General features: G+C 39.6%; 21 protein-coding genes and 1 pseudogene. 8 read left to right on the top strand and 14 right to left on the bottom strand.

The genetic code is table 11. The features are described 5' to 3' along the window. Positions 1–207: 207 nt before the first annotated feature. The 7 genes from LG273_RS05145 to LG273_RS05115 all read right to left on the bottom strand — a co-directional run bounded on the left by LG273_RS05145 (position 208) and on the right by LG273_RS05115 (position 6,956). Positions 208–801 carry an SCO family protein gene (locus LG273_RS05145; protein ID WP_404458351.1) on the bottom strand — a complete coding sequence of 198 codons (594 nt, stop codon included), beginning with the start codon at positions 799–801 and terminating at the stop codon, positions 208–210. Further along, entirely contained in the window at positions 785–4,486 is a 3,702-nt protein-coding gene (locus LG273_RS05140) for a copper oxidase (RefSeq protein ID WP_404458348.1), read from the bottom strand. Before LG273_RS05140 ends, LG273_RS05145 begins: the two co-directional genes overlap by 17 nt. A gap of 19 nt (positions 4,487–4,505) precedes the next feature. After that, on the bottom strand, positions 4,506–4,814 hold the full coding sequence (locus tag LG273_RS05135) for a hypothetical protein (protein WP_404458346.1): 309 nt from the start codon (positions 4,812–4,814) through the stop codon (positions 4,506–4,508). Between the two features lie 88 nt (positions 4,815–4,902). Beyond that, complete coding sequence (locus tag LG273_RS05130) at positions 4,903–5,226, bottom strand: hypothetical protein (protein ID WP_404458343.1); 324 nt, start codon at positions 5,224–5,226, stop codon at positions 4,903–4,905. A 15-nt stretch (positions 5,227–5,241) separates the two neighbouring features. Continuing rightward, positions 5,242–5,850, bottom strand: a complete 609-nt coding sequence (locus LG273_RS05125) for a hypothetical protein (RefSeq protein WP_404458340.1) — start codon at positions 5,848–5,850, stop codon at positions 5,242–5,244. Positions 5,851–6,058: 208 nt separating this feature from the next. Continuing rightward, positions 6,059–6,526 carry a hypothetical protein gene (locus tag LG273_RS05120; protein ID WP_404458336.1) on the bottom strand — a complete coding sequence of 156 codons (468 nt, stop codon included), beginning with the start codon at positions 6,524–6,526 and terminating at the stop codon, positions 6,059–6,061. A gap of 16 nt (positions 6,527–6,542) precedes the next feature. After that, positions 6,543–6,956, bottom strand: a complete 414-nt coding sequence (locus LG273_RS05115; protein ID WP_404459482.1) for a hypothetical protein — start codon at positions 6,954–6,956, stop codon at positions 6,543–6,545. A gap of 170 nt (positions 6,957–7,126) precedes the next feature. Here LG273_RS05115 and LG273_RS05110 point away from each other — a divergent pair, with 170 nt between their 5' ends. Continuing rightward, a complete protein-coding gene (locus LG273_RS05110) occupies positions 7,127–7,987 on the top strand; it encodes a hypothetical protein (RefSeq protein WP_404458334.1) in 861 nt (286 codons plus the stop codon). 346 nt (positions 7,988–8,333) lie between these two features. Beyond that, complete coding sequence (locus LG273_RS05105; RefSeq protein ID WP_404458331.1) at positions 8,334–8,492, top strand: hypothetical protein; 159 nt, start codon at positions 8,334–8,336, stop codon at positions 8,490–8,492. A gap of 353 nt (positions 8,493–8,845) precedes the next feature. On the opposite strand, the pseudogene LG273_RS05100 reads toward LG273_RS05105, so the two are convergent. Continuing rightward, positions 8,846–10,123 (bottom strand): annotated as a pseudogene (locus LG273_RS05100) (Nramp family divalent metal transporter). Positions 10,124–10,557: 434 nt separating this feature from the next. Here LG273_RS05100 and LG273_RS05095 point away from each other — a divergent pair. The 6 genes from LG273_RS05095 to LG273_RS05070 are packed head-to-tail and all read left to right on the top strand — an operon-like array spanning position 10,558 to position 16,786. Then, positions 10,558–11,373 carry a PHP domain-containing protein gene (locus LG273_RS05095; protein ID WP_379562946.1) on the top strand — a complete coding sequence of 272 codons (816 nt, stop codon included), beginning with the start codon at positions 10,558–10,560 and terminating at the stop codon, positions 11,371–11,373. Next, positions 11,370–12,182, top strand: coding sequence for a sugar phosphate isomerase/epimerase family protein (locus LG273_RS05090; RefSeq protein ID WP_379562944.1), 813 nt, complete (start codon positions 11,370–11,372; stop codon positions 12,180–12,182). Before LG273_RS05095 ends, LG273_RS05090 begins: the two co-directional genes overlap by 4 nt. After that, positions 12,157–12,963 carry a 5'/3'-nucleotidase SurE gene (gene surE, locus LG273_RS05085; RefSeq protein WP_379562942.1) on the top strand — a complete coding sequence of 269 codons (807 nt, stop codon included), beginning with the start codon at positions 12,157–12,159 and terminating at the stop codon, positions 12,961–12,963. Before LG273_RS05090 ends, surE begins: the two co-directional genes overlap by 26 nt. Then, entirely contained in the window at positions 12,950–13,978 is a 1,029-nt protein-coding gene (locus LG273_RS05080; RefSeq protein WP_379562940.1) for an ABC transporter substrate-binding protein, read from the top strand. Before surE ends, LG273_RS05080 begins: the two co-directional genes overlap by 14 nt. Before the next feature lie 13 nt (positions 13,979–13,991). Further along, positions 13,992–15,722 (top strand): ABC transporter permease, encoded by a 1,731-nt coding sequence (locus LG273_RS05075; RefSeq protein WP_404458327.1) that lies wholly within the window; start codon positions 13,992–13,994, stop codon positions 15,720–15,722. Continuing rightward, complete coding sequence (locus LG273_RS05070; RefSeq protein WP_404458324.1) at positions 15,692–16,786, top strand: ABC transporter ATP-binding protein; 1,095 nt, start codon at positions 15,692–15,694, stop codon at positions 16,784–16,786. Before LG273_RS05075 ends, LG273_RS05070 begins: the two co-directional genes overlap by 31 nt. 264 nt (positions 16,787–17,050) lie before the next feature. On the opposite strand, the gene LG273_RS05065 is transcribed toward LG273_RS05070, so the two are convergent. The 6 genes from LG273_RS05065 to LG273_RS05040 form a co-directional block, all read right to left on the bottom strand. After that, positions 17,051–19,372, bottom strand: coding sequence for a DEAD/DEAH box helicase (locus LG273_RS05065; RefSeq protein WP_404458322.1), 2,322 nt, complete (start codon positions 19,370–19,372; stop codon positions 17,051–17,053). A gap of 1 nt (position 19,373) precedes the next feature. Beyond that, entirely contained in the window at positions 19,374–20,300 is a 927-nt protein-coding gene (locus tag LG273_RS05060) for a Hachiman antiphage defense system protein HamA (protein ID WP_404458320.1), read from the bottom strand. A 381-nt stretch (positions 20,301–20,681) separates the two neighbouring features. After that, positions 20,682–20,882, bottom strand: coding sequence for a hypothetical protein (locus tag LG273_RS05055; RefSeq protein WP_404458318.1), 201 nt, complete (start codon positions 20,880–20,882; stop codon positions 20,682–20,684). A 65-nt stretch (positions 20,883–20,947) separates the two neighbouring features. Further along, positions 20,948–21,286: a hypothetical protein gene (locus LG273_RS05050; RefSeq protein WP_404458316.1), complete on the bottom strand. Its 339-nt coding sequence runs from the start codon at positions 21,284–21,286 to the stop codon at positions 20,948–20,950. A 74-nt stretch (positions 21,287–21,360) separates the two neighbouring features. Then, positions 21,361–21,513: a hypothetical protein gene (locus LG273_RS05045; RefSeq protein ID WP_404458313.1), complete on the bottom strand. Its 153-nt coding sequence runs from the start codon at positions 21,511–21,513 to the stop codon at positions 21,361–21,363. Between the two features lie 23 nt (positions 21,514–21,536). Then, positions 21,537–21,815 carry a hypothetical protein gene (locus tag LG273_RS05040; RefSeq protein WP_404458310.1) on the bottom strand — a complete coding sequence of 93 codons (279 nt, stop codon included), beginning with the start codon at positions 21,813–21,815 and terminating at the stop codon, positions 21,537–21,539. Positions 21,816–22,017: the final 202 nt, after the last annotated feature.

Below are 22,017 nucleotides of genomic sequence, written 5' to 3'. Positions count from 1 at the left end.
GCAAACTAACAGGCATAAAGTGAAACTTCATATGGTGGGGGTTCCCTTTCACCCTCGCCATATGTTAGTGAACGAATCGGACCTTTACTGGCAGTTGATCTCCCACTTAGAATGCTTATTTTCCCGAAAAAGAAATTCCGAATTAGATTGATTTTTTCTTACATCAATCTAACTCGGAATTTTGTCGCTTGCTTTTTGAAATTCAAATTAATTACCAGTCAATAACGCAATATCCTCAACAATCGTCTCTTTCTCTACAGGCTTCCCAGAGAGTGCCATGTCATAAAGGGCTCGTATTTTGTTATGCTCATCTAATAAATACATGGTGGTAGAATGATATAACACCGTACCATCTTCCAACTCATATTGCATCTGAAATTCATTGGCAATTTGCCTTGTTTTTTCCGGAGTCCCCCTTAACCATTTCCACCCCTGGGGATCAGCCTGAAAATTTGCTGCATAATCGGTTATGACTTCTGGAAGGTCATTAGCGGGATCAAGCGAGATACTGACAAGCTCTACCTTATCCGCAAACAACCCCTCTTCCTTTAGCATCGACTGTATTTCTTTAAAATCCACCATCGTTAATGGACAAATATCTGGACAATTCGTAAAGAAAAAAGCTACCAGTTTTACTTTTCCATTTGTTGATTCGAACCCTTCCCCGTGTACATCGTCTAACTGAAAGGCCTCTACTTCATCAAGGATAGGCAGTCCTTCATCACTGGGCCATAACCAATAGACAAGGAAAAAACCAGCAATCACGAAACATATCAGAAGAAGTTTAACTATCTTCTTCATCGTTTATGACCCCTTGTATTTCAACTTCATTCTTATTTTCCTCTAATTCGAGAAGGTGGGCTTGAATGGCATCATGAACACGAATAATCCCCCACATTCCTTGTTCAATATCCCAACGAATATTACCAGAGCGATACATATAATCTCCTGGATATTGATATAAACTGCCAGCCCCGTAATGTATAGGTAAATCCACAGCATGACCTGTAACAATTTCCCCTTCCACGGACCTAACTTCTGACGAAATATCTTTGTCATCATTGTTCCAATAGTGTCCATGGAGATGGAAGGTATGGGAACGTCGGCGTTCGGATGGGTTTATTAATCGTATGGTAATAGGATCACCAGCATATGCTTCAAACAATGGGGTGGAAGGATCACCAAACACTTTTGAACTGAATAAATCCTTAAGCACCGGGAGCTTATGCAACCTGTTGATCAAGCGTTCTGTACGGTAATTGAATCCCCTTGAACCATTATCATACGTGTCAACCAAGTCATTTCTATCATCTGGATCTACACCATCTAGAATGCCGTCCACAGGATCGATAATGAGTCTTCCCTTTCTATCGATAAGGCGAGCCCCATCATACATGACAAGAACAAACTCCCTTGTTTCAGGTAGAAAAGGATTGCTTAACACAACATTTGCGCCTGTTACGACCTCTTCCCCTGTGGCAGGATCTAAATAGATTGTTCCTTTTGGCTCGGCAATAAAGGCACCAAACGTACCAAGGGAGCGATGATTTCGTATATCCGCCATATCCCATAATCCACATGCACCGAGCGCATTGTTCACATACCATTTATAGGTGATCACATCTCCGGGAGCTACGGTTTGATCAGGATTAAATCCAACTGTTTCTCCTGCTGAAGTTCTTACATCATAATCAAGAAGCTGGGCATGTAAGGAAATCCTTAGAGATGGTGGATAAAATGCCTGCTCTTTCACAGGCGGGTATTTCCAAATACCGTCCGGATAAGGAAATTCCCCACGCTCCAGCCGAGACGTTAGATTTATTTCCACCACATCACCTTGGTTGGCTCGAATAATTAGCGGGTCTGGGTTTTTGCCATTTAAAATTTCTTCTACATCCTCTTCAAGGGCAAATACAATTCCAAAAGGATCTTGCTCACCCCAATCACTATAAATAATTGGTGTATGGAAAGCGACGATATTAAAGGTTTTTACGGGTGCGTTAATTGGCCCTGTAGATGTGACAATTTCAGGCTTTGCTGGAGGTTTACCTGTTGGTTCTGGAAGTGCCTTTGTCCGTTTAGGCGGTTGTGGACGGTCTCTCAATGGAATAAGGAAATCCACTTCTTCATCAAAAGCCCGTATTAATCCCCACAAGCCGTTCCATAAATCTTCCTCCGTTTCAAATGTCCACAGGTAGTCTCCTGCTCTCGGCACATACATTTGTAATGTAAATGATTCTGAAATACTAATGTGCTGCTGATCTCTAAGCTTCGTTTCAGAATCAGGATATTCAGCCTTCCATCGCAAGCCATGTATATTAAAGCTGTGTGATTCCTCCTGTGCTCCTTGCAATAGTCTTATCCGAACCGGATCCCCTTCATAGCATTGTAAAATAGGTGTAATCGGATCACAGTTTACAAACGAACTAAAGGAATAGGCAGGGTCTTTATCTTTCCCTAAACGAAATTGGAGTGGTTCGTTTTTATAATTGACCCCAAATAAACCTGGGTCATCCTGCGAACTTGGAAATTCGGGTGGTTGAAGCGGGCAGCCATCTTTATCAAAAAGCAAGGAGAAATCTTGTACCATTAAGACGAGATCACGGTAATCCGGAATAAGTGGTTGCGTAACCGTAATTTGCGTCCCATGATCCACTTCTTCCCCTGTCGCCGAATCCAAAAATGAGCTAAACCTTGGGTGTACAACCCCTGTACCAAAGACACCATGCTGTTGGTGAAAATTTGCAAACAAATGATCATGAAAGAACCATGCCTTTAACTCCACGTCAGCGAAATATTCATAACGGATCGTTTCACCGGGTAATACACTAGAGTCGTAATTCCATCCCACATTGGCTCCATCTGATACAAGTACATCGAATTTTACAAAGTGCACATGAACCCCAGACTCATAAGCTCTCGTCACAAGTTGGAATGCGTTACCGGCCGCCACTTCCGGGAGACGGTTCGTAAAGTTAATGCGTATACAGGTGTCAGCTGTCATGTGAAGCACTAATGGTTCAGGCTCCTTCTTCCCGCTTAAAACATCCTCCACGTCTTCATCCAATACATAGGTTCTTCCAATCGGGTCATTCCAGCCTTGTCGATTATACACAATCGGCAGTTGAATAAGAGAAACGTTAAACTCTTTCACAACAGGATTGTCAGCAACCTCACAAGGACTCACAAAGACGGCACCAGGTCTAGGGTTCTTTATCGATGCATTTCTTTCCAGCTTTGTCATCTCCCGACCGCCCACAATTCCAAGTGGTGGCCTTGGTGCTTTACAGCCAAGCTTTCCTGGAATAAAGTTAGGAAACCCAGGTCTTTCCTTCGTTGGCTTAGGAGGGCATGGCCTGTCTGGCAGTGGCTGCAGTTGTTCGATTAGTTCACCGTTTGGATAACATTGGCTTCCATCCTGCAGGGTATCAAAAATGCGGTTTAACCCCCACATCCCAACTCCAAAGTGTGGATATAGATGGCAATGGATAATGCCATCTCCATATGTTCCCTGAAGTGAGCCTAACCCGTAATGTGGTTGGACGGTATACCAGGATTGAGGGCTTATCGCCTGGGCATCCAATATTTCCGATTCTGTATTTTTCGGATCCTTTGACCATTGGTGAGCATGATAATGGAAGGCATGTGTTTCTTTAACCCCACCATGTACTAGCCTGATTTTAACCGGGTCACCCCGATACCCCCGCAATATTGGTGTGGCGGGATCCCCAAACACCCACGAATCATGATGCACCTCTTCTCCCTCACAATCAGGACAAACTACTCCTTCTTCTATTAGACGGGCCCGGTTTTCCATCGGCTCGTAGCGATAGTTCACCGCATGGGTGGATTCCCGCTCCTGATTGGTCATAGGATCTAACGGCCGATTTCCCGTTACATCCGTTGTTGGCATCTCATCATGGAAAATATAGGCATACTCCCGGACTGATGGCAAAAATGGATGATGCACATCCGCATAGGCACCACTGTTTAACGGGCCACCTGTCACCGGATCCGTCCACCAAGAGCCGCGTGGCTGCACAAACAAGCATCCAAATAATCCGTTTATATTTGTCCCCTTATCACTACTGTCTGGATCCCCTAAATCGGAAAACATAAAAACACCTTCGTGATTAACGTTTAAGGTATAAAGTATCTTCTCGCCTTTTTCCGCTAAAGAGCTTGGGTTTAGGCCAACATTTGCCCCATCGGAATTTAACACATTATAATCCGCTTCTTGAAAATGCATCCCTGTAGCATAATGGATTTGGTTCTCGAACAGGACCTCTACTTCGTCCCCTACATTTGCCCTGATGCAAAGAGGCTCCACCAATTTCACCGGGCTGAAGGGATTTTTTCGTACTAACTCCTTCACTTTCTGTTCGTTTTCCTTTAAGACATAGATCATTCCATCACGGTTGTAATCACCAAATTTGTTGAGCACAATTCGAATGGAAATCGCAACAACATGATAATGACGCTTCATAGCTTCCCCCCTTGATGCCTTAGTAATCATCCCTTAGTTCAGGGATTCTTGGTTGCCCTTTTTGTTGGATATAAAACACCTCGATTTGATGGATGTGGATATACCACTGCCGATTTTCCAGTTCAGAAATGGAGGTGACTTTCACATCCACTACTGCCTGGTCCTCGATCACCTCCACCAGTTTTCCAATAAACACATAAGGAAAAGATGGTGTCATAATAAAAATGTTCTTACCAATTCCTTCAATAAACTCCTCCACAAGCGCTTGATCATGGAGGACATTGACGGTAGGGTATTCCCATTCTGTATAATCTGTTTTACGGCTCATCTTTTCAAATTTCCCCCTTTATCCGGTGCAATTAACAATCAGTGAGGGTTGAACGAATCCTTCCCCCCCAATTGACGTTTTCACTTTATTACGATAATGGAATTCTCGCATCACAATCAAAGTCAGGTGTGAAATGTGCAATCTTTTCAAGCGGAATACTTAGTGGTGTTGGAAAATTAAAAAACGGGGCGTTTATCATTTTAATATTTACTGGGAAAAGTGTAAGCTGTCCTTGTTGCACATCCATTATTTCGCCACAAAACACCGGACGAAAGGTTTGCCCAAATAAATTCAGCTGATCTGATTCGGTCACAAGAAGAATACTTTCTCCTTTTAAGGCTAATAATTCTCTAAAAAAACGATCCTCAATTTCTTCTTCAATACCATCAACTGGCTTCTTTTCATTTGCCATAAAGCTCCCCCTCCTTTACGTTGCCGTTAGTTTATTTTTGTAGTGTTTAAATCCATAGCTGAACAAACTTAACCAGCGAATTGTTTCAATATATTTTATTTCTTCAAAAGCAATCTCTTCTTTCTTCCCTAGCATCGTGATTGTTAAGTTTTCTTCCGAGCTGGATATTTTTCCAATCTTTTTCACATGTTCATCAGACCAAATTTGCACCCATGTATCTTTCCACGTGTTTAAGTTTGTCTGCAAGGTTTCTTCAAAAAACTGCTGTTTTAAATTATCCCGTTTGGAAACGGTCTCGCCGAATTGGCGCAAGAGCTTGGTGCGTAGATTATTGTCATAAAGATAATGCTGGTGGGTATTTGAATAGGTAGGGATACCGTAGACAATATTAGCGGATTCGATTACAGCATATGGAATCCACACACGCTCTTTTAAATTGGTGAGCATAACAAAATCGCGACCAACCGTACTGACTTTTCCTTGCTTGTAATGTGAATCTGTGCCAATTGAAAAATAAACCTCCACCTGCTGATTTCGTTTTGCTTTAAAAAACTTCCGAAGTCTTAACAGCTTCCCGCGCTTTTTATTATGCTGGGAAATATGAAAGATGTTTGCTCTGTCCATGTACTCCATTAGTAATCGCGTTTCTTCCGTAGTGGTGATCGTCGTTGGGGAAGTAAGTCCCTGCCCGCTTCGTTCATTTCGTTCATTAATAAGATCCTTTTTCCTGCCTTCCTGTTTTCTTTGTTCAAGTAAGGATTCCGTGTATTCATTTAAATGGATTCTCTTTTTTCCATGATGGGTCCCTATCCCGCTCCCCTCCCTTCAACTTTTACACCCGTAAGGAGTAAAACAACAAACCAAATGTCGTCATAACAAGACCTGTGCCAAATAAACTAAACAACAGCATATTTGTTTCTACATCAATAAAGTAGGCAGCAGGTAACCCGCATAATGCTGGATTTTCTACAACAGCCCCAAACATGGTACCCATAATTGCCCCAATTGCACCTTGGGAAAAACCTGCTAATAAGGATTGGAATCGGGTAAGCGCTCCGTACAGGATCCCAATACTGGCCCCTACGATTGTAGAAAGGATAGCGATTGTACCCAAACTGGAAGGAAGCATAAAAAAAAGCATCATCGCAAGATTAAAGGAGAAAATGCCACTGCCAACGTTAGCCATAACCATCCCAAATCGGTCTGTGAAGAGTTTCCTTTTTTTATACATGACAACATAAAAGAAAAGACCGATCATACCATTCACCAGAAACAGGATGATTAGAAAGTGGGATATCAACTACGCATCTCCTTTCTTATGTATTTTTGGCTGAAAGAAAAACCAGAAGAAGAGAAACCAGGAAAACGACTTCAATAAATAGCAGAAAAACGATACTGTTATTGGCTGCTGCCCCTACCATTGGTGCCATGATCCCCATCATTAATCCATTTATATAGCCTGTTAAAAGCGTTTGGTAATCAAATAATGCACCAAAAATGGCCCCAATAAGCATCCCGATAACTGCTGTCATGATGGTAATGAGGACGAATTTTAATGGAAATTGATAAATAAGAAAGACTCCTGTGCTAATGGTGCCAAACCCGCCTATCAGCATCGAGATATTCATCCCAAGTTGAAAGCCAATTAGTTTTCGATTTTTATAAAGGTATAAGTAAAATAAGCCTATAAGCACGAGGTTTCCATATAACAAAACCCCTAAATTCCCCATGACCACTGGCTTTCTCCCCCAAACTTCCCGTTTTATAATTGCTATGATTTCACAGGCTTGGTCTATTCCCAGTAATCAAATCTTTACAATGAACCAATTTAGTCATATGCCCAACAACAAATTAAACGAATACCCATACACTAGGTAAGAGCACAAGAGAAAGGGGGTTGGTGACCATTCCAACTTATAAGAAGATAGAACCAACTTCTAGGGAGAAAGAGGTTTGGGATGATATAGAATGCCTGGAATCCGAATTTACGCATGGGAAAACCACCTTTAACTGTCCAAAAGTCGTTCCTGCCGGGGCGGAGGAGGATGACTTTTGTTTGCCAGAAGACTGCCCAGAACGGATCCCTCAGAAAAAATTCCCTTCAGCTAATACTTCCTTACCGCCAAAAGAATTCGAGGAGGTAAGAGAATGCATCGAGACAGCGAATGAGCTTCTTCTTGCACTCGCTTTGAGCGAGGATGATGAGGTTGATAACGAGGGTGAGGAAGAGCTTGATGAAGGGAGAAAAAGAGCACTGCAACTAAGTCTTCGGTCGTTACGGGGACAATTTGTGACGGTACATTTTAGCTGTAAAGGGAAGAAGGAAAAGGTTTCAGGCTGTTTCATGGATGCTGGTTTAGACTTTATTATTTTGGAAAATGCAGAGACAAAGAATATTACTGTTCTCCCTACTGTAAGGGTTTTATCGCTTCAGTTTGATGACGAAGAAGAAGCTGTTGCTCGGGAAAACGAACAAGAGCTGCTTACGATTAACCCTTGTTTAAGACGGAATTTAACGTTTCATTTTGGAGAGGTTGTAACGAAAAGTCCTTTCCTGATTAACCTGTTTTTCGGTTTGAATTTGAAAATGTTTTTGGATAGTTATTTGGGTTATTACTGTTATGTGAAAACAGATGTTGATGAGTATGAATTGGATGGCACGTTAGAGATGGTGAAGGATAACTTTATGTCTATTGGTAAATATGGGGAGAAGTTTGGGATTGATTATGATGTGGTTTGTGTGATTGAGCTGGAGGAATGATAACAGAGAAATAGTAAAAGTAAGATCCGAACTAAATTTACTTAATCTAGTTCGGTTCTTTTGTTACAAAGGTAAAAGGCATATAAATAGCGTAGGAAATACATGAAGACTCCTGCGGGATAATAGGCATAGGGGAGACCCCGCAGTGCGTAGCACGAGGAGGCTCCCCAGCCGCCCGCGGAAAGCGAAATGTATTTCCGGAGCGATGATTATTTATCTTACAAGGTCTCCATTTGCGTTTAAATTAAATCTCAGGATATTCTCCTGATAATTCCAAAACGACTCTACATCCTTTGTGGCGGAATAGTTCGTATGGGAGGTTGTTGGTTAGTCCGGCTAGTCTTAGGTGGATTCTTCCGTCACAGTATGGGATGACTGGGTCTTTGATTTGGTCTTTTTTGATGTGGCAATTGCAATTTTGGTGCTTTTTGTTGCAGTTAGAGCAGTGTCGGTTGCGTTTGTGTTTGTTGTTCTTGCATGCTTTATCAAAATCCAGGTTGTCTAGACATTTGTTCCGGCAATGTGGGTCTACCCATTTAATATTAGTAATCCACTTGGTTAACACTCTACTAATCTTCTTGTCATCTTGCAGCAAATCTACATAATCTATTCCAATTCTATAAATAATCCCCTCTTGTTCGTAGACACGGTACGGGGTTTTAGCTTGGCTTATCATGTTCACCCTCCTTTTCACACTTAATGTAACGTATGAAATGAAAGGGGATCTTGTTCATTAGGTATGTAATTACTCTGGATTTTTTTAATACCCAGAATGTCGGTGGATTAGCAAAAGGATTGGAGGCAATAAAGTCTCCAATCCTTTAACTAGTACTCTACTATTTTTTCATAACGCTTCACCTAAAAAAGCCCGCCTATAATATCATACAGTTTGATACAAGTTAAAACAGTAAATAACAACGCACTCAGTGAAAGGACAACATTTGAAAGCTTGCCACTTTTAAACCTCTGATCAATTTGTTTAGAATTTAATAAATAGATCAGTGTTATAGCTAAAAACGGCATAAACAACGCACCTAGAAATCCATAAAGGATGATTAAGGCAACAGGTTTACCGAAAAGATGTAAAACGATCGGTGGGAAGGTCAACCAAAAAAGATAAAACTTATAGGACTTCGTTTTACTAATATCCTCTTGCCTTACTCCTGTATGACGGGTGGTCCGGATGAAATCAGCAAACAGATAGGACACACCATTCCACACCCCTAAAATCGATGTAAAGGATGCAGCCCAAAAACCAATTAGGAAGAAATATTGCGCAGTAGGACTTAGCACTTCCCCTAGCCTACTTGAAAAAACGACAAGCGCCTCTTCTCCACTAATAATATCTCCCGTTCAGAAAATAATTGCTGTTCCAAGCACCATAATTCCCAGTGCGAAAATACTTGTTATAATGTACGCACTTAAGGAATCCCAGCGCATAATTTTAATATGACGTTTGTCCGACCATTGCTTTTCTTTCAGCCAATAACCATAGCTTGCCATCGTTATGGATCCACCAACTCCGCCAATTAATCCAAGCGAATAGATGATTGTATCATCATTTAAAACTGGTGCGATCGTATGTAAGTGTGGAAGTAGATCAGGCAATACAAATATCATAGATCCAATAACGGTGATAAACATGATCGCCACTAGTGCTGTAATTACTTTTTCAAAAAAGCCATACTTCCCAGTTAAGACTAATACATAACAAATGACCCCGTTAATAACAGCCCACCATGTTAAACTGATTTGTGGAAAAAGCGCATAAGCAGCCAGTGCACAGGATGCTGTTCCGGCAGCTCCATACACAAACCCCCAAATGACCGAATAAACGCCGAAATACCCTGTCGTCCATTTCCCAATCCCTCGCCAGCCCTCGAGGATTGTTTTCCCACTTGCTAGTGTGTAACGTCCCACACCTTCCCCAATGGCAAATTTCACGATAACCCCAAGCACAATGGCCCATAGAAAAGCAAGCCCATACTCCGCTCCTGATACAAGTGCTGTCGCTAAGTCACCAGCCCCTACCCCTGTGGCCGCTACGATAAGCCCGGGGCCGATAAACTTCCATTTTGTTGGTTCTTGTTTACTAGAATACGACTCTAGCTCATTTGTTTTTAGATTATCTTGCATGATTTTCCTCCTAACTCCCTCTTGCCATTCTCGAATTAATTATAATTTTCGCAACATTATAGTAGCATAACGAAATTACATTTGTATACGCTTTCCATCACATTCACATCAATAGTGCTAGAAGTAAATGTAACGCTGCCTAATGGTGTTATTTTAGCTACTCCCCTTTCCCCACATTGAAGACAATCTTTCCCAATCGCCAACTGAAATTAAGAAAATGTAAATTTTACACACTAAATTTACAATCAAATTTCCACTGGGTTCGACAAAACACCCAGAACCCTCACCACGAAAGACTTAGAGCCTTCCCAATTAAATTTTCCAAAAAATGACTCATTGAGCGAATTTACAAAGGGTTAACTAAAAAGCTAATTCTAGTTTAAACCACCTTAATATCCATGTTTTATAGTAGTTAGTGAAGGCAGGTGATGACATTGGACTTACATATTCATACAACGAAATCAGATGGTGAATTAACGCCTGAAGAAATTGTGCAAGAAGCAGTCGAAGCCAGACTTTCGATGATAGCCATTACCGATCACGATCAAATTGCAGGATATCATGTGGCAAAACCGCATGCCGAAAAAGCGGGCATCAGGTTAATTCCAGGTATTGAGTTAAATACAGACGGAGAAGACGGCGAGCTTCACATTCTGGGGTACAACTTTGACCCACATGCTGAAGCATTGGACAAGTATATCGCCTGGCGCACAGAAGACCGCAAACAATGGGCACGCAACATTGTGAAGAAGCTAAACGAGTTAGACTACGACACCGCCTTTGATGCCTGCGCCAAGCGAGCAACAGGAGGCATTATTGTACGAACCCATATCGCGGACGAACTTGTAAGCAAAGGCTATTTTCCAAATTCCAAAGAAGCTTACACCTCCCTCCTCCAAAAAGGTGGCCCAGCTTTCCTGAAGCGCAGTGTCTTTACTGCAGAAGATGCTATTAACTTAATTCACAGCATCGGCGGCGAAGCTTATCTCGCCCATCCAGGCATTTATCCATTTGAGATGTCGATCGAAAAGCTCGTTTCATACGGACTTGATGGTGTCGAAGTATTTCACTCCAAGCATACGCGTGAACAAACGGCATCCTATGAAAAGCTAGCAGAACAACTTAACTTGAAAATATCAGGTGGCAGTGATCATCATGGACCGAACTCACGAAATCCTTTCCCAGTCGGTAGTGTCCGTCTGAGTGATGCATGTATAACACAATGGAAAGAGGAGGTTTTCCGTACATGAAAATGTTTCTATCATCTCCAGTATGCTGGGCCTATCCAGTAGATGAGGTTATCAGACAGGCGAAAGATTACCAATTTGATGGTGTCGAGATTCGGGTGGAACAGGTTTGGTTTTATCAAACAGAGTTGGCAGCAATTCGCAAGGCAAAAGAAGAAACAGGCTTGGACATATCGATACACGCACCAGCCTGGGATCTAAACCTTTGTTCCATTAATGATGGGATCGCGAAAAAATCTGTGGAGGAAACAGAAATTGCGTTACAGCTGGCACACCAATTAAGGGCTACGATCATGACGATGCATCCAGGCCATCTGTCGCTTGCAAATCAATTTCAGGAGCTAAGTCATCAAAAGTTAGTCCAAAATATCACGTATTTGGCCGAAAAAGCAGAGCAACTCGGTGTGACGATTTCGCTTGAGCAAATGGAGCCAATCAAAAAGGAATTCATCACAACACCAGAGGCGACAAACGAGCTGTTAAGCCATTTACCAGAAACGGTGAAAACGACGCTCGATATCGCGCATGTTCCGCTTGATCGGAAGCCTGAGAATGATTTTCAAAAACTACAACGCATCAACAACATTCACATTAGCGACTCCACCCACTCCAAGTATCATGTACCACTTGGCGAAGGAGAAATAGCATTCACCAACATTATCGCACTTTTGAAGCAATCCGATTTACCAGTAGTATTAGAAGGCTTTGACAAAGGGCTTTCCTTGGAAGTATTAAAACAAAATGTCTCGCAGCTACAGGCGTTTCAATTATTAAGGAGGGAAACACTTGAGAATTCTAGTCACCAACGATGATGGCATTTTTCATCCAGGAGTTGAAGCAATGGTTTCTGTGCTTCAGCATTTCGGCGAGGTATATGTCGTCTGCCCTGATAAAGAGCGGAGTGCCATTAGTCATTCCATCACATTAAGACATCCAATTAAGGCAATCCGAACCAATATCTTTTCCACTGGCGTTTCCTCATGGGTCGTCAATGGTACACCAGCTGATTGCACGAAGCTGGGCATCGAAGTATTAATGAAGGAGCCGCCAGATATTGTTTTTTCTGGTATTAATATCGGTCCGAACCTTGGACGAGATATTTATTATTCCGGAACGATTGCAGGGGCAAGTGAAGCTTCCCTGTTTGGGATCCCTGCTGTAGCGGTATCCCTGGCATCGTTTGATACGGCGAATGTCAATTACCAGCAAATCAAAGCATTATTTTATCAAATTGGGGAGGTGATTCTTCAGAACAAGATTCCAAATGGGATGCTACTAAATGTTAATTTGCCCTATACGTCAAAAGAATTGTGTCGCGGTGTCAAGGTTGTGCCATTAGATATGTCGGTATCGAGGTACCAGCATGTTGGGTTAAACGGTCCAAATGGCGATGTGTATTATTGGTTAAAGGATACGTACCAAGAGTTAGGTGCATTAGCAAAAGGTCACGATTTCAGTATGCTGAAAGAGAACTATGTCACGGTTTCCCCTATTGAAAATAAGGCGATCACAAAACGCAGGATCGACCATGTTAGCAGATGGTTTAATACGTTCAACCAAACAAAGGAGGCTTTTTTCCATGTCAAAAACTAAATTATCCCTATTAATCGTTAGCATTATTAGTGTCTTTACATTATTAGCAGCCTGTGGTGAAACATCATCTGAAGAAGGTAATGCAAGCAGTAGTGACGTTTCTGGGGAGTTAAATTTCTACACATCTCAGCCTGATGCCGATGCCGAGCAATTGGTAAGTGCATTTAGTGAAAAATATCCGGATGTTGAAGTAAGTGTTTTCCGCTCTGGTACAGAGGAAGTAATCAGTAAAATTCAAGCAGAAAAAGAAGCTGGAGATGTGCAAGCAGACATGCTGTTAGTAGCAGACTCTGTAACATTTGAAAGCTTAAAAGAACAAGACATGTTGCTAGAATATAAATCTGACGAAACAGAAAGCATCCCTGAAAACTTTGTAGACCCTGATGGCATGTACACTGGAACAAAAGTCATGTCCACAGCTTTAGTGGTTAACACTGAAAACGTGAGTGAGATGCCAACTTCATGGAACGTCCTTGCAGACGCTGAATCAAGCGGTCAAGTCATCATGCCAAGCCCGCTATACTCTGGCGCAGCTGCTTATAACCTGGGCGTGCTGACAAGAAACGATAACTTTGGCTGGGAATTCTATGAAGATATTCAAGCAAATGACCCAATGATTACACAAGGTAATGGTGACGTACTTAAGGCAGTTGCAAGTGGCGAGAAAAACTATGGCATGGTAGTAGACTTCATTGTCGCACGTGCGGCAACAGATGGTTCTCCTGTTGAGCTTGTTTATCCTGAAGAAGGTGTACCAGTTATTACAGAGCCAATCGGAATTATGAAGGATACGGAAAATGAAGCTGCTGCAAAAGCATTTGTAGACTTTGTTCTATCCCAAGAAGGACAAGAACTAGCAGCGGAAATTGGCTACACACCAATCCGTGAAGGTGTGGAAGCACCAGAAGGTCTGAAAACCATTGAAGAAATGGATGTACTAGAAGCAGATATCAACGAATTGTACCAAAACCGTGAGCAAGACAAGGAGCAATTCAACCAATTATTTGGAGAATAAGGGGTATCGCAGCATGGAACAGAATAATCAAAGAGGAGTAATGCCGAATTCGGCATTACGTTCTCTTTTTTCTTATAAAAATACACTCAAACTTTTAGGGATCATTGCCATTTGTTTTATCTTCCTTTTACCAATATACCGATTAATCATGCTTAGCTTTACGTCTGATGGGGATGTCACATTAGAAAATTACACGACCATTTTGCAGGATGCTACGACGTGGAAAGTGTTGAGCAATACGCTGATCGTTGTAGCTGGTTCAACGGCTATTGCCCTATTCATCGGGATTGCCCTGGCATGGTTGGTTGCGTACACCGATATTAGAGCGAAACGATTGATGCAAATTTTTATCATCTTGCCATTTGTGATCCCATCCTACATCACAACCTTAGCATGGACACAATTTTTAGGAGCTGACGGGCTTTATACAAAGCTCGGCGCCCTATTGCCGTTAAATATAGAACCAATTAATTTATACAGCCTGGCGGGAATCGTTTTTGTCCTAGGTTTTTCGCATTACCCGCTCGTTTATTTACTTACCGTTAGTGTGTTTCGAAAAATCCCACGCGAGCTTGAACTGGCTTCACGTGCATCTGGGGCAAAACGCTGGGCTACATTTCGCAAGGTAAACCTGCCACTTGCCTTACCGGGTATTGTGAGTGGTGGCTTCCTTGCCTTTCTAGCAAACTTAGATAACTTCGGGATCCCTGCTTTTCTCGGAATCCCGGCACAAATTAATGTGTTAAGCACGTATATTTACCAGCAAGTCGTCGGCTTCGGACCTACAGCCTTTGCACGGGCGGCAACCTTTTCTGTTATTTTAGGTGTCGTGGCGTTACTCGGTACAGCTGTGCAATGGTTGTTTCTACGAAAATCAAAACGACTGGAAACAACGATGGAGGATAAAAATCCCCGCTACTTTTTAGGGAAAAAGAAATTGCCAGTAGAAATCTTGATCTGGCTCTTCTTCTTTGTCACAGGCGTTGTGCCATTGGTATCGATGGGCATGACGTCGTTAGTGACAGCTTACGGGGTGGATTTCTCCTTCAGTACGGCAAGTCTGGAAAACTATCAATTTATCCTGGATTCAGGGTCGAAAGCGACAGAAGCGATCGGGAACAGCTTACAGCTTGCAGGGGTTACGACTGTCATTGGGATGATTATCGGAACTGCAATTGCCTACATGCGTGTCCGTAAGCCAAACTTCTTGAGCAAATTTACCGAGGTTTCAATCGGACTCCCTTATGCCCTACCAGGAACCGTCATGGCGTTAGCGATGATCTTTGCCTGGATGGAGCCAATTCCTGGCTGGAACCCTGGCATTTACGGATCGATCATCATTCTATTTATCGCCTATATTACGAGATTCCTAATCTTACAGGTACGAGGAAGTATTACAGCTGTGATGCAGGTGGATATTTCGATTGAAGAAGCAGCACATGTGAGCGGGGCAAAAGGCTGGCCGAAATGGCAGAAGATTATGCTGCCACTGCTTATACCAGGTGTGTTAACTGGTGCCTTCCTTGTTTTCTTGAGTGCGTTAACCGAGCTAACCGTTTCCTCCTTACTTTGGTCGTCCAACTCGGAAACGATTGGTGTCGTGATCTTCGGCTATGAACAGGCAGGCTACAGCACCTATTCCACCGCATTTTCCAGTCTGATTGTAATGCTCATCATGCTTGGCTTTGCGATTCTTTATTTAGGACAGTCCTATTGGAACAGAAAGGTAGGGAAACGAACATGACAACGATGATTGAAGACTTAGTGAAACGCTTTGGGCAAACCACCGCGTTAAAGAAAATAGATATCGAGATTCAGGACGGCGAATTTATTGCCATCCTCGGCCCCTCAGGCTGTGGGAAAACAACCTTGCTTCGCTTATTAGCAGGCTTCGATTCCCCAACAGAGGGAAATATTACGATTGGGGAGAAGCAGGTGAGCAGCAAGCATGTCACCCTACCGCCAGAAAAGCGAAATATTGGGATGGTCTTCCAATCATTCGCCCTATGGCCACACTTGAATGTGAGAAAGCATATTGAGTTCCCACTAATCCACCATCAATATGTACCGGCAGATATTAAAGGCAACACAGCAAAACGCGTTGATGAGGTCATGAATATCATTGATCTAACCGAACTCGCCAACCGCATGCCGAGTGAATTATCAGGTGGACAAAAACAGCGCGTCGCTCTAGGACGCGCCATAGCGCCAAAGCCAGAGCTGTTACTTATGGATGAGCCGCTCAGTAACTTAGATGCAGAGCTGCGCATGGAAATGCGAAAAGAAATTCAAGAGCTACACCGACTCACCAATGCAACGATCGTGTATGTCACCCATGACCAGGGCGAGGCATTAGCGATGGCAGATCGGATTGTGGTGATGAATAAGGGGGAAATCGAACAGATTGGCACACCACAGGAGATTTATAGTCTCCCTACTTCACCGTTCGTTGCAAACTTTGTTGGGAAGGCGAATTTAGTTGAAGGTACGTGGGATAGTGATCATTTCACTCCTGCTCAGTATCCTGATATTAAGTGGCCGGACTTAGGTGTTTCGATGGAGTTGAAGAAACAAGGTATTTATCCGGTTCGGCCCGAGCAGCTTCGTCTTTCGAAGAGTGAGCATGGTGGGATTAAGGGCAGGATTACGAGTGTGCAGTATCAGGGGAAGGAGATTCATTATACTGTTGAGGCTGATGGGAAGGATTGGGTTGTGCATACGGGGATTTTGGAGCGGTTTGAGTTGGGGGATGAGGTTGGTTTGGAGTTGAGTGTTGGTTTTGGGAAGGTTGAAGTTGTTTATTCTTAATTTGTATTAAATTATGGTTTCTATCATGTAAAGATGTTTTAACAATAAGTTTATTAGGATAAAAAACAGGATACTAACTACCCTGTTTTTTATCCTTCATGGCAGATACTACTGGGATCGATATGAAGTCTCCTTAAAGCCAAGTTTGCTCCTCAATTCTATGAAAATCGTTGTTAGAGTTACATTATTCGAGAAACTTAATTACATACCGTTTTATAGTATTTTCTTTAACTTAAATTATTTTTATTGATCAGTTTATGTCTTTTAGCTTTTCAAGTTAGAAATTATTCTTGAAAATAGCCAAAACTCATATCCATCAAGATGTTTTTTTAATACCAATTTTAGCTCCTCCCAATTCCTTAATAGTGTATCCGTTTCATAACTCATTAACCTTGGTATATTTTTTTCTAATATACGTATTGAGGTAACTGGGAAACCATTTTCAACTAAAAATATGCCTATTGGAGTTTTTACTCCTAATTCAAAAAACCTAATTATGGAATCAAAAGCGAGTGACTCAGTATTAATATCTTTTTTAGCACATACATATTCTAACAAACTTGCATAAATTGAAAGTAACTTTGGGACCTTAAATTCTATAATATTTCTTATATTTGAGAACACCTCAATATATATTTTATCAACCATTTCATTATTCATGGAATCCTCTTCAACATGCTTATTGAGTTGATATTGTAATAATTGAAAGAAACCATTTTCTCTAGAATATTTTGAAGCAATAGCACCATATCTACTTACGTCAAACTCGTTTATCATTCCAATTTTTTCAAAAGATTCTAAGACACTATATATTTTTCCGTGTATTAAAAAACTTCGGATACTTGAACATTCTTTAACCGTTCTTTTAAGTTCATCACCATCTTTGTTTGCGAGAAATTGAATTAGGTCAACCTGTTTAACCTTATCTACTAACCTATTTCGCACAAATACTGAATTATCAATATTAAACTGTCTTAGATATTCTTCCCTTTTTTCTTTTTCTAATTTATTTACATTACTTAAATCTTCTGAATTTGTGTTATCAATGTCAACATCAGATAACTTTTTATCGCTGAATGTTATAAAATCTAGCTTTTCTTCTTCTTCTTGAAGCTTGTCATAAATCGATTTTTCAAGGTAGAATATTCTACCTACAAAATGATGATAATACCTTCCAGCTCTACCGTTTATATTCTTAATATCAAAGGTTTTTAAATCCTTATTTCCCTTCATCTTACCATAAAAAATTATATTTTTGGCATTGGTATTAACCCCTTCAGTTATTGAAGTAGTTGTAAACAATACTCTTAATTCTCCGCTATTAAAGAAATCTAATATCGCACTTTGAATATATTTGGGAAAAGAACCGTGATGAATCCCCATGCCTTTTTTTAGCAACATTATAATAGTCCAATAAAGATGGGTGGACGACCTTTTAAAACTTATTGTATACCTTCTCTCTAAATGATTAATAAACATTTTTAATTCTTGTGATATACCTTCATTTATGTTTAAAACATCCATGGATTCTCTTGCGATTTGCGTTACCTTTGACTTAGTTCCTGCATATACGATAGTTGGGCCCATATCTCTTTTCTCAATTAGGTTAAGTAATTCCCTTAGTTTGTAGTATTTCGAATTGCTATTTTCATATTCAATATAATAGTCCTTATTAAAGTAAATTCTTTTTGTCCATGCTCTTATGTGCTCTTTCCTTACTAGCTCCGTTTTTATTTGAATTGCCTTAACAGAATTCTTGTTAATAAAATTGGACAAACCTTCTCCAATATTTTCTAAATTTATGTATGGACCTGCTAAATAAAAGTCCTTTACAGATTTTGATAGTAGGTATAAAATGATTCTAAAAACCCTATCCCTCTCACTTTCATCCTTCTCATCCAATTCTGGTGATTCAAAAAAGTTATCTATTTTATATATTTCGTCTAAGAAAAAGAAGTCAAATTTAAGCTCAGGGTAATCGTTTAGAATCTTTAGTACCCTTTCAGGAGTCAATATAAAAAGATTTCTCCTACTGGTTTCAAATTCCACATGAGTGTTTTTCACAATATTATAGTTTAATCTGTTTTGTTTAATAAAGGATCGAAAACTATTTACATTTTCCTCTAATAAAGACAAAGTAGGAAAGATTAGCAAAACATTTTGATATTGCTTGATATTTTGGTATATCATCTCTTTTAGGATAAAAGTTTTTCCAAACGATGTGGGTGCACTCACAAGCATTCGTTTAACATCTAAATTGGTAAATGTATCTATAATTTCTTTTTGAAATTTATCTAATTGAACACCTGTGTTACTAGAATAAAATTGGTTAATCACTTCATTTTTATATATAAATGAAACATTAGTATCTCCAATGTCATCTGGTAAAGAAATGTTATTTAACACATTATATCCAAAAGTCCTCATTTTTTGACTTGCCACATACAACAATTCTTTTGTTAAAGGGTCAGAAAAACCAATTTTTTCATCTGAAATTTTGCAAACTAAATCTCTTAATTCCTCAAACTTTTCAGTCGATTCATCGTATAAGTTTATCGATTTTATAAGTTCCCTTATTGCTTCCATTTCAAATTCCCATACTTTCCCTTAATAGTTGTAAATCCCTAATGGGTATTACCCAAAGTAATACTTCATATTCATTTGAAATTAAATCTTTAAACTCTTCTTCATAGGTACTTTGAATACTTTTTATTTCTTCTAGTATTTCATTATCTAATTTATCTTCAAGCTCATATATACTAGGACGATCATACGCTAATAAACAGATGAAAAATACATTAACATTTTCTTTCTCAAATAACTCGCTTAATTTTGTTGCTCTTTCGTCAATAGATAGTGTTCTATTATCCCATGAAACATCATTTATCATTTCTAGTAATTCTAATGCCTTAGGTAAGGTTCTTTCTTCTTTATCTGCTATAAAGAACAACTGGTCAGCTGTATATAACATATTAGCCTTTCCATTTAAGTCTTTCTTTATGTCAGAGACACAATATGACCTCCTTCCCATTTTAGCTTGCCCTAGCCATAAATTCTTGTTTTCCTGTGAATCTACTGATATATGCAGTCCATCATACCCCTTAATTTCTTGATTATCTGAATGTTGCCTATAAATTGCTCTTGTTGCTAACTTATTCACATTATTTGTATAGAGAGTAATTAATAAATCAAGCAACAGCTCACTATACAATCCATTAGAAGCCCCTTTTCTTCGCGGGAGTCGTTCCTCTAATGCAAACTTTGCAGCTTTTTCTAAATCTCTTAACCTGCCTTTTTCGTTAGCTTTTATTACTTCTGATTCAGAATATGCGTACATAAATATATACTTCCTCATAAATTCACCTAATAGTCTTTCTGTATTAGGATCATAATGGTGTCTAAATGGTGTATATTCATGATTGTTTTTTTGGGCGTCATACCTGTAAATAAGCGAGTCTCTAAGGTGTTTTCCTATTAAATCATCAAAAATTCCATAGTATACATCTTCAGACAAAAATATCTCCCCTAAAATATTGATTATTTTCTATATTGTAACATATAGGAAATAACTATTACATTATTGTTACTATTTAACAACATATAGAATATACACTAAATCACAACTAATAGCAGTATATTTATATCATTGTTGTTCAATTAATTTGAATAGGTGTAACTGCTAAACTAAATTGAACAGTTATTGCTCGATGGAACTGAACACCTTCTACTCAAATCAACTCCCATCAGTTAGACTTATAAATATAAGTAAACTGTACGTTGGAGGACTGGGAAGATGAAACTGTCTAACTCACGGATTTCTTCCTTAAATTTTGTTAGCTCTTTCCAATTCCTAATTGGTCAATTAGTCCATTCTCCTCTTCGAAACTCATCCATATCAAATTGGATTGCATGTAAACATCGGTACTTGCCATCCTTGTTGCTTTACATAATCATCACTGTATATATGGTTAGGATCCAGTGTGTTGGAATATTTATATTTACTCAATATCTCGTTTAGCTTAGAGTTTGTTAGTATGTCTAACTTTACTGGGTTACCTAATGAACCGAATTTTAGGATATGCTTAGTTGTTGCCATATTTATTCTCCTTTAAATTTTTCCATAAAAAAGACACCTGCAATTTAAACAAGTGTCTCAATATCTCATTTCATTTTATAATTTATTATAAAAGATCCCATTACGTTCTCGACTTCTTCAACCTCTGCAACAAATTCATCTCCTGCTTGTAACTCAGGGTTTTCGCTTGATACAAAATTCAAATGTTCACCAGCTTGTAAATTGAATCCAAATGCACTATCTGGTGCAATATCTGATATCTTTACAGCCACAGTTTTACCTGTTACTTCTTCCCCGTCATTTAATGCTTTTTCAAATTCTTCGGTTGTGTAATCTGGTTCTGGACTACTGCTACTAGCACTATCGCCACATGCAGCTAAAATAAGAATTAATCCAAGCATTAAAATAAATAAATACTTTTTCACGATAATATCCCCCTTCGACTATTAATTCCATTATCAGTCAACTGTTAAATAATTACAATGAAATTCTAATAGATTTAGCTATAATTTTTTTGTTCATGATAGCTTCCATGCTTTTCTGGTATTAATTGATCGGAAGCATAAAAATTACATTCAAATATTTTATCATTTAATACATCTACTTTAACCTCAAACCCAACCTCTATAGTAAAACTGTCTTGAACACGCATTACCCAATCATTCCAGTCATCATCTATAATTCTCTATTAATTAACAGATCTATTATCTTAGGAATAAATTCTAGCAACTCTTCTTCATCATCTAGTTCTTTTTGAATATTAAGTTTTTCCATTACTAATTCGTTAAATGCCTTCATGTTTGGGAATACAGTTACTTCTTCTAAAGGTATACTCCTTTGTTGAAGGTCATCAACTAAATCAGGTTGTAACTCGCTTCCACTTACAAAATCACTATCTTGATTGATAGTAACAATCCCTTCAAACTTATAACTTTCTTCCTCTAAATAATACATCCACAGATCCCAGATTAATGCGTCTCTAAAACCACCTGCCTCTTATTTTACTTCTCCTTAAAAGGTTTCTCTAAGTAAAGTGACTTTCGGTAGATTTTTCTATATCTATATTTTCAATACTCAATAACTTGCAATTTAAAACACTTAATTCGGAAGATAACCTGGACTCAATATCAAATTTGTCTTTTATCTCAACTTTAAG

It is taken from the genome of Oceanobacillus kapialis, assembly GCF_044790185.1.
Lineage (GTDB): Bacteria > Bacillota > Bacilli > Bacillales > Amphibacillaceae > Oceanobacillus_B > Oceanobacillus_B kapialis.
Note: the sequence above shows the minus strand (reverse complement) of the source record. Positions and strands in the feature narration are given on the sequence as shown.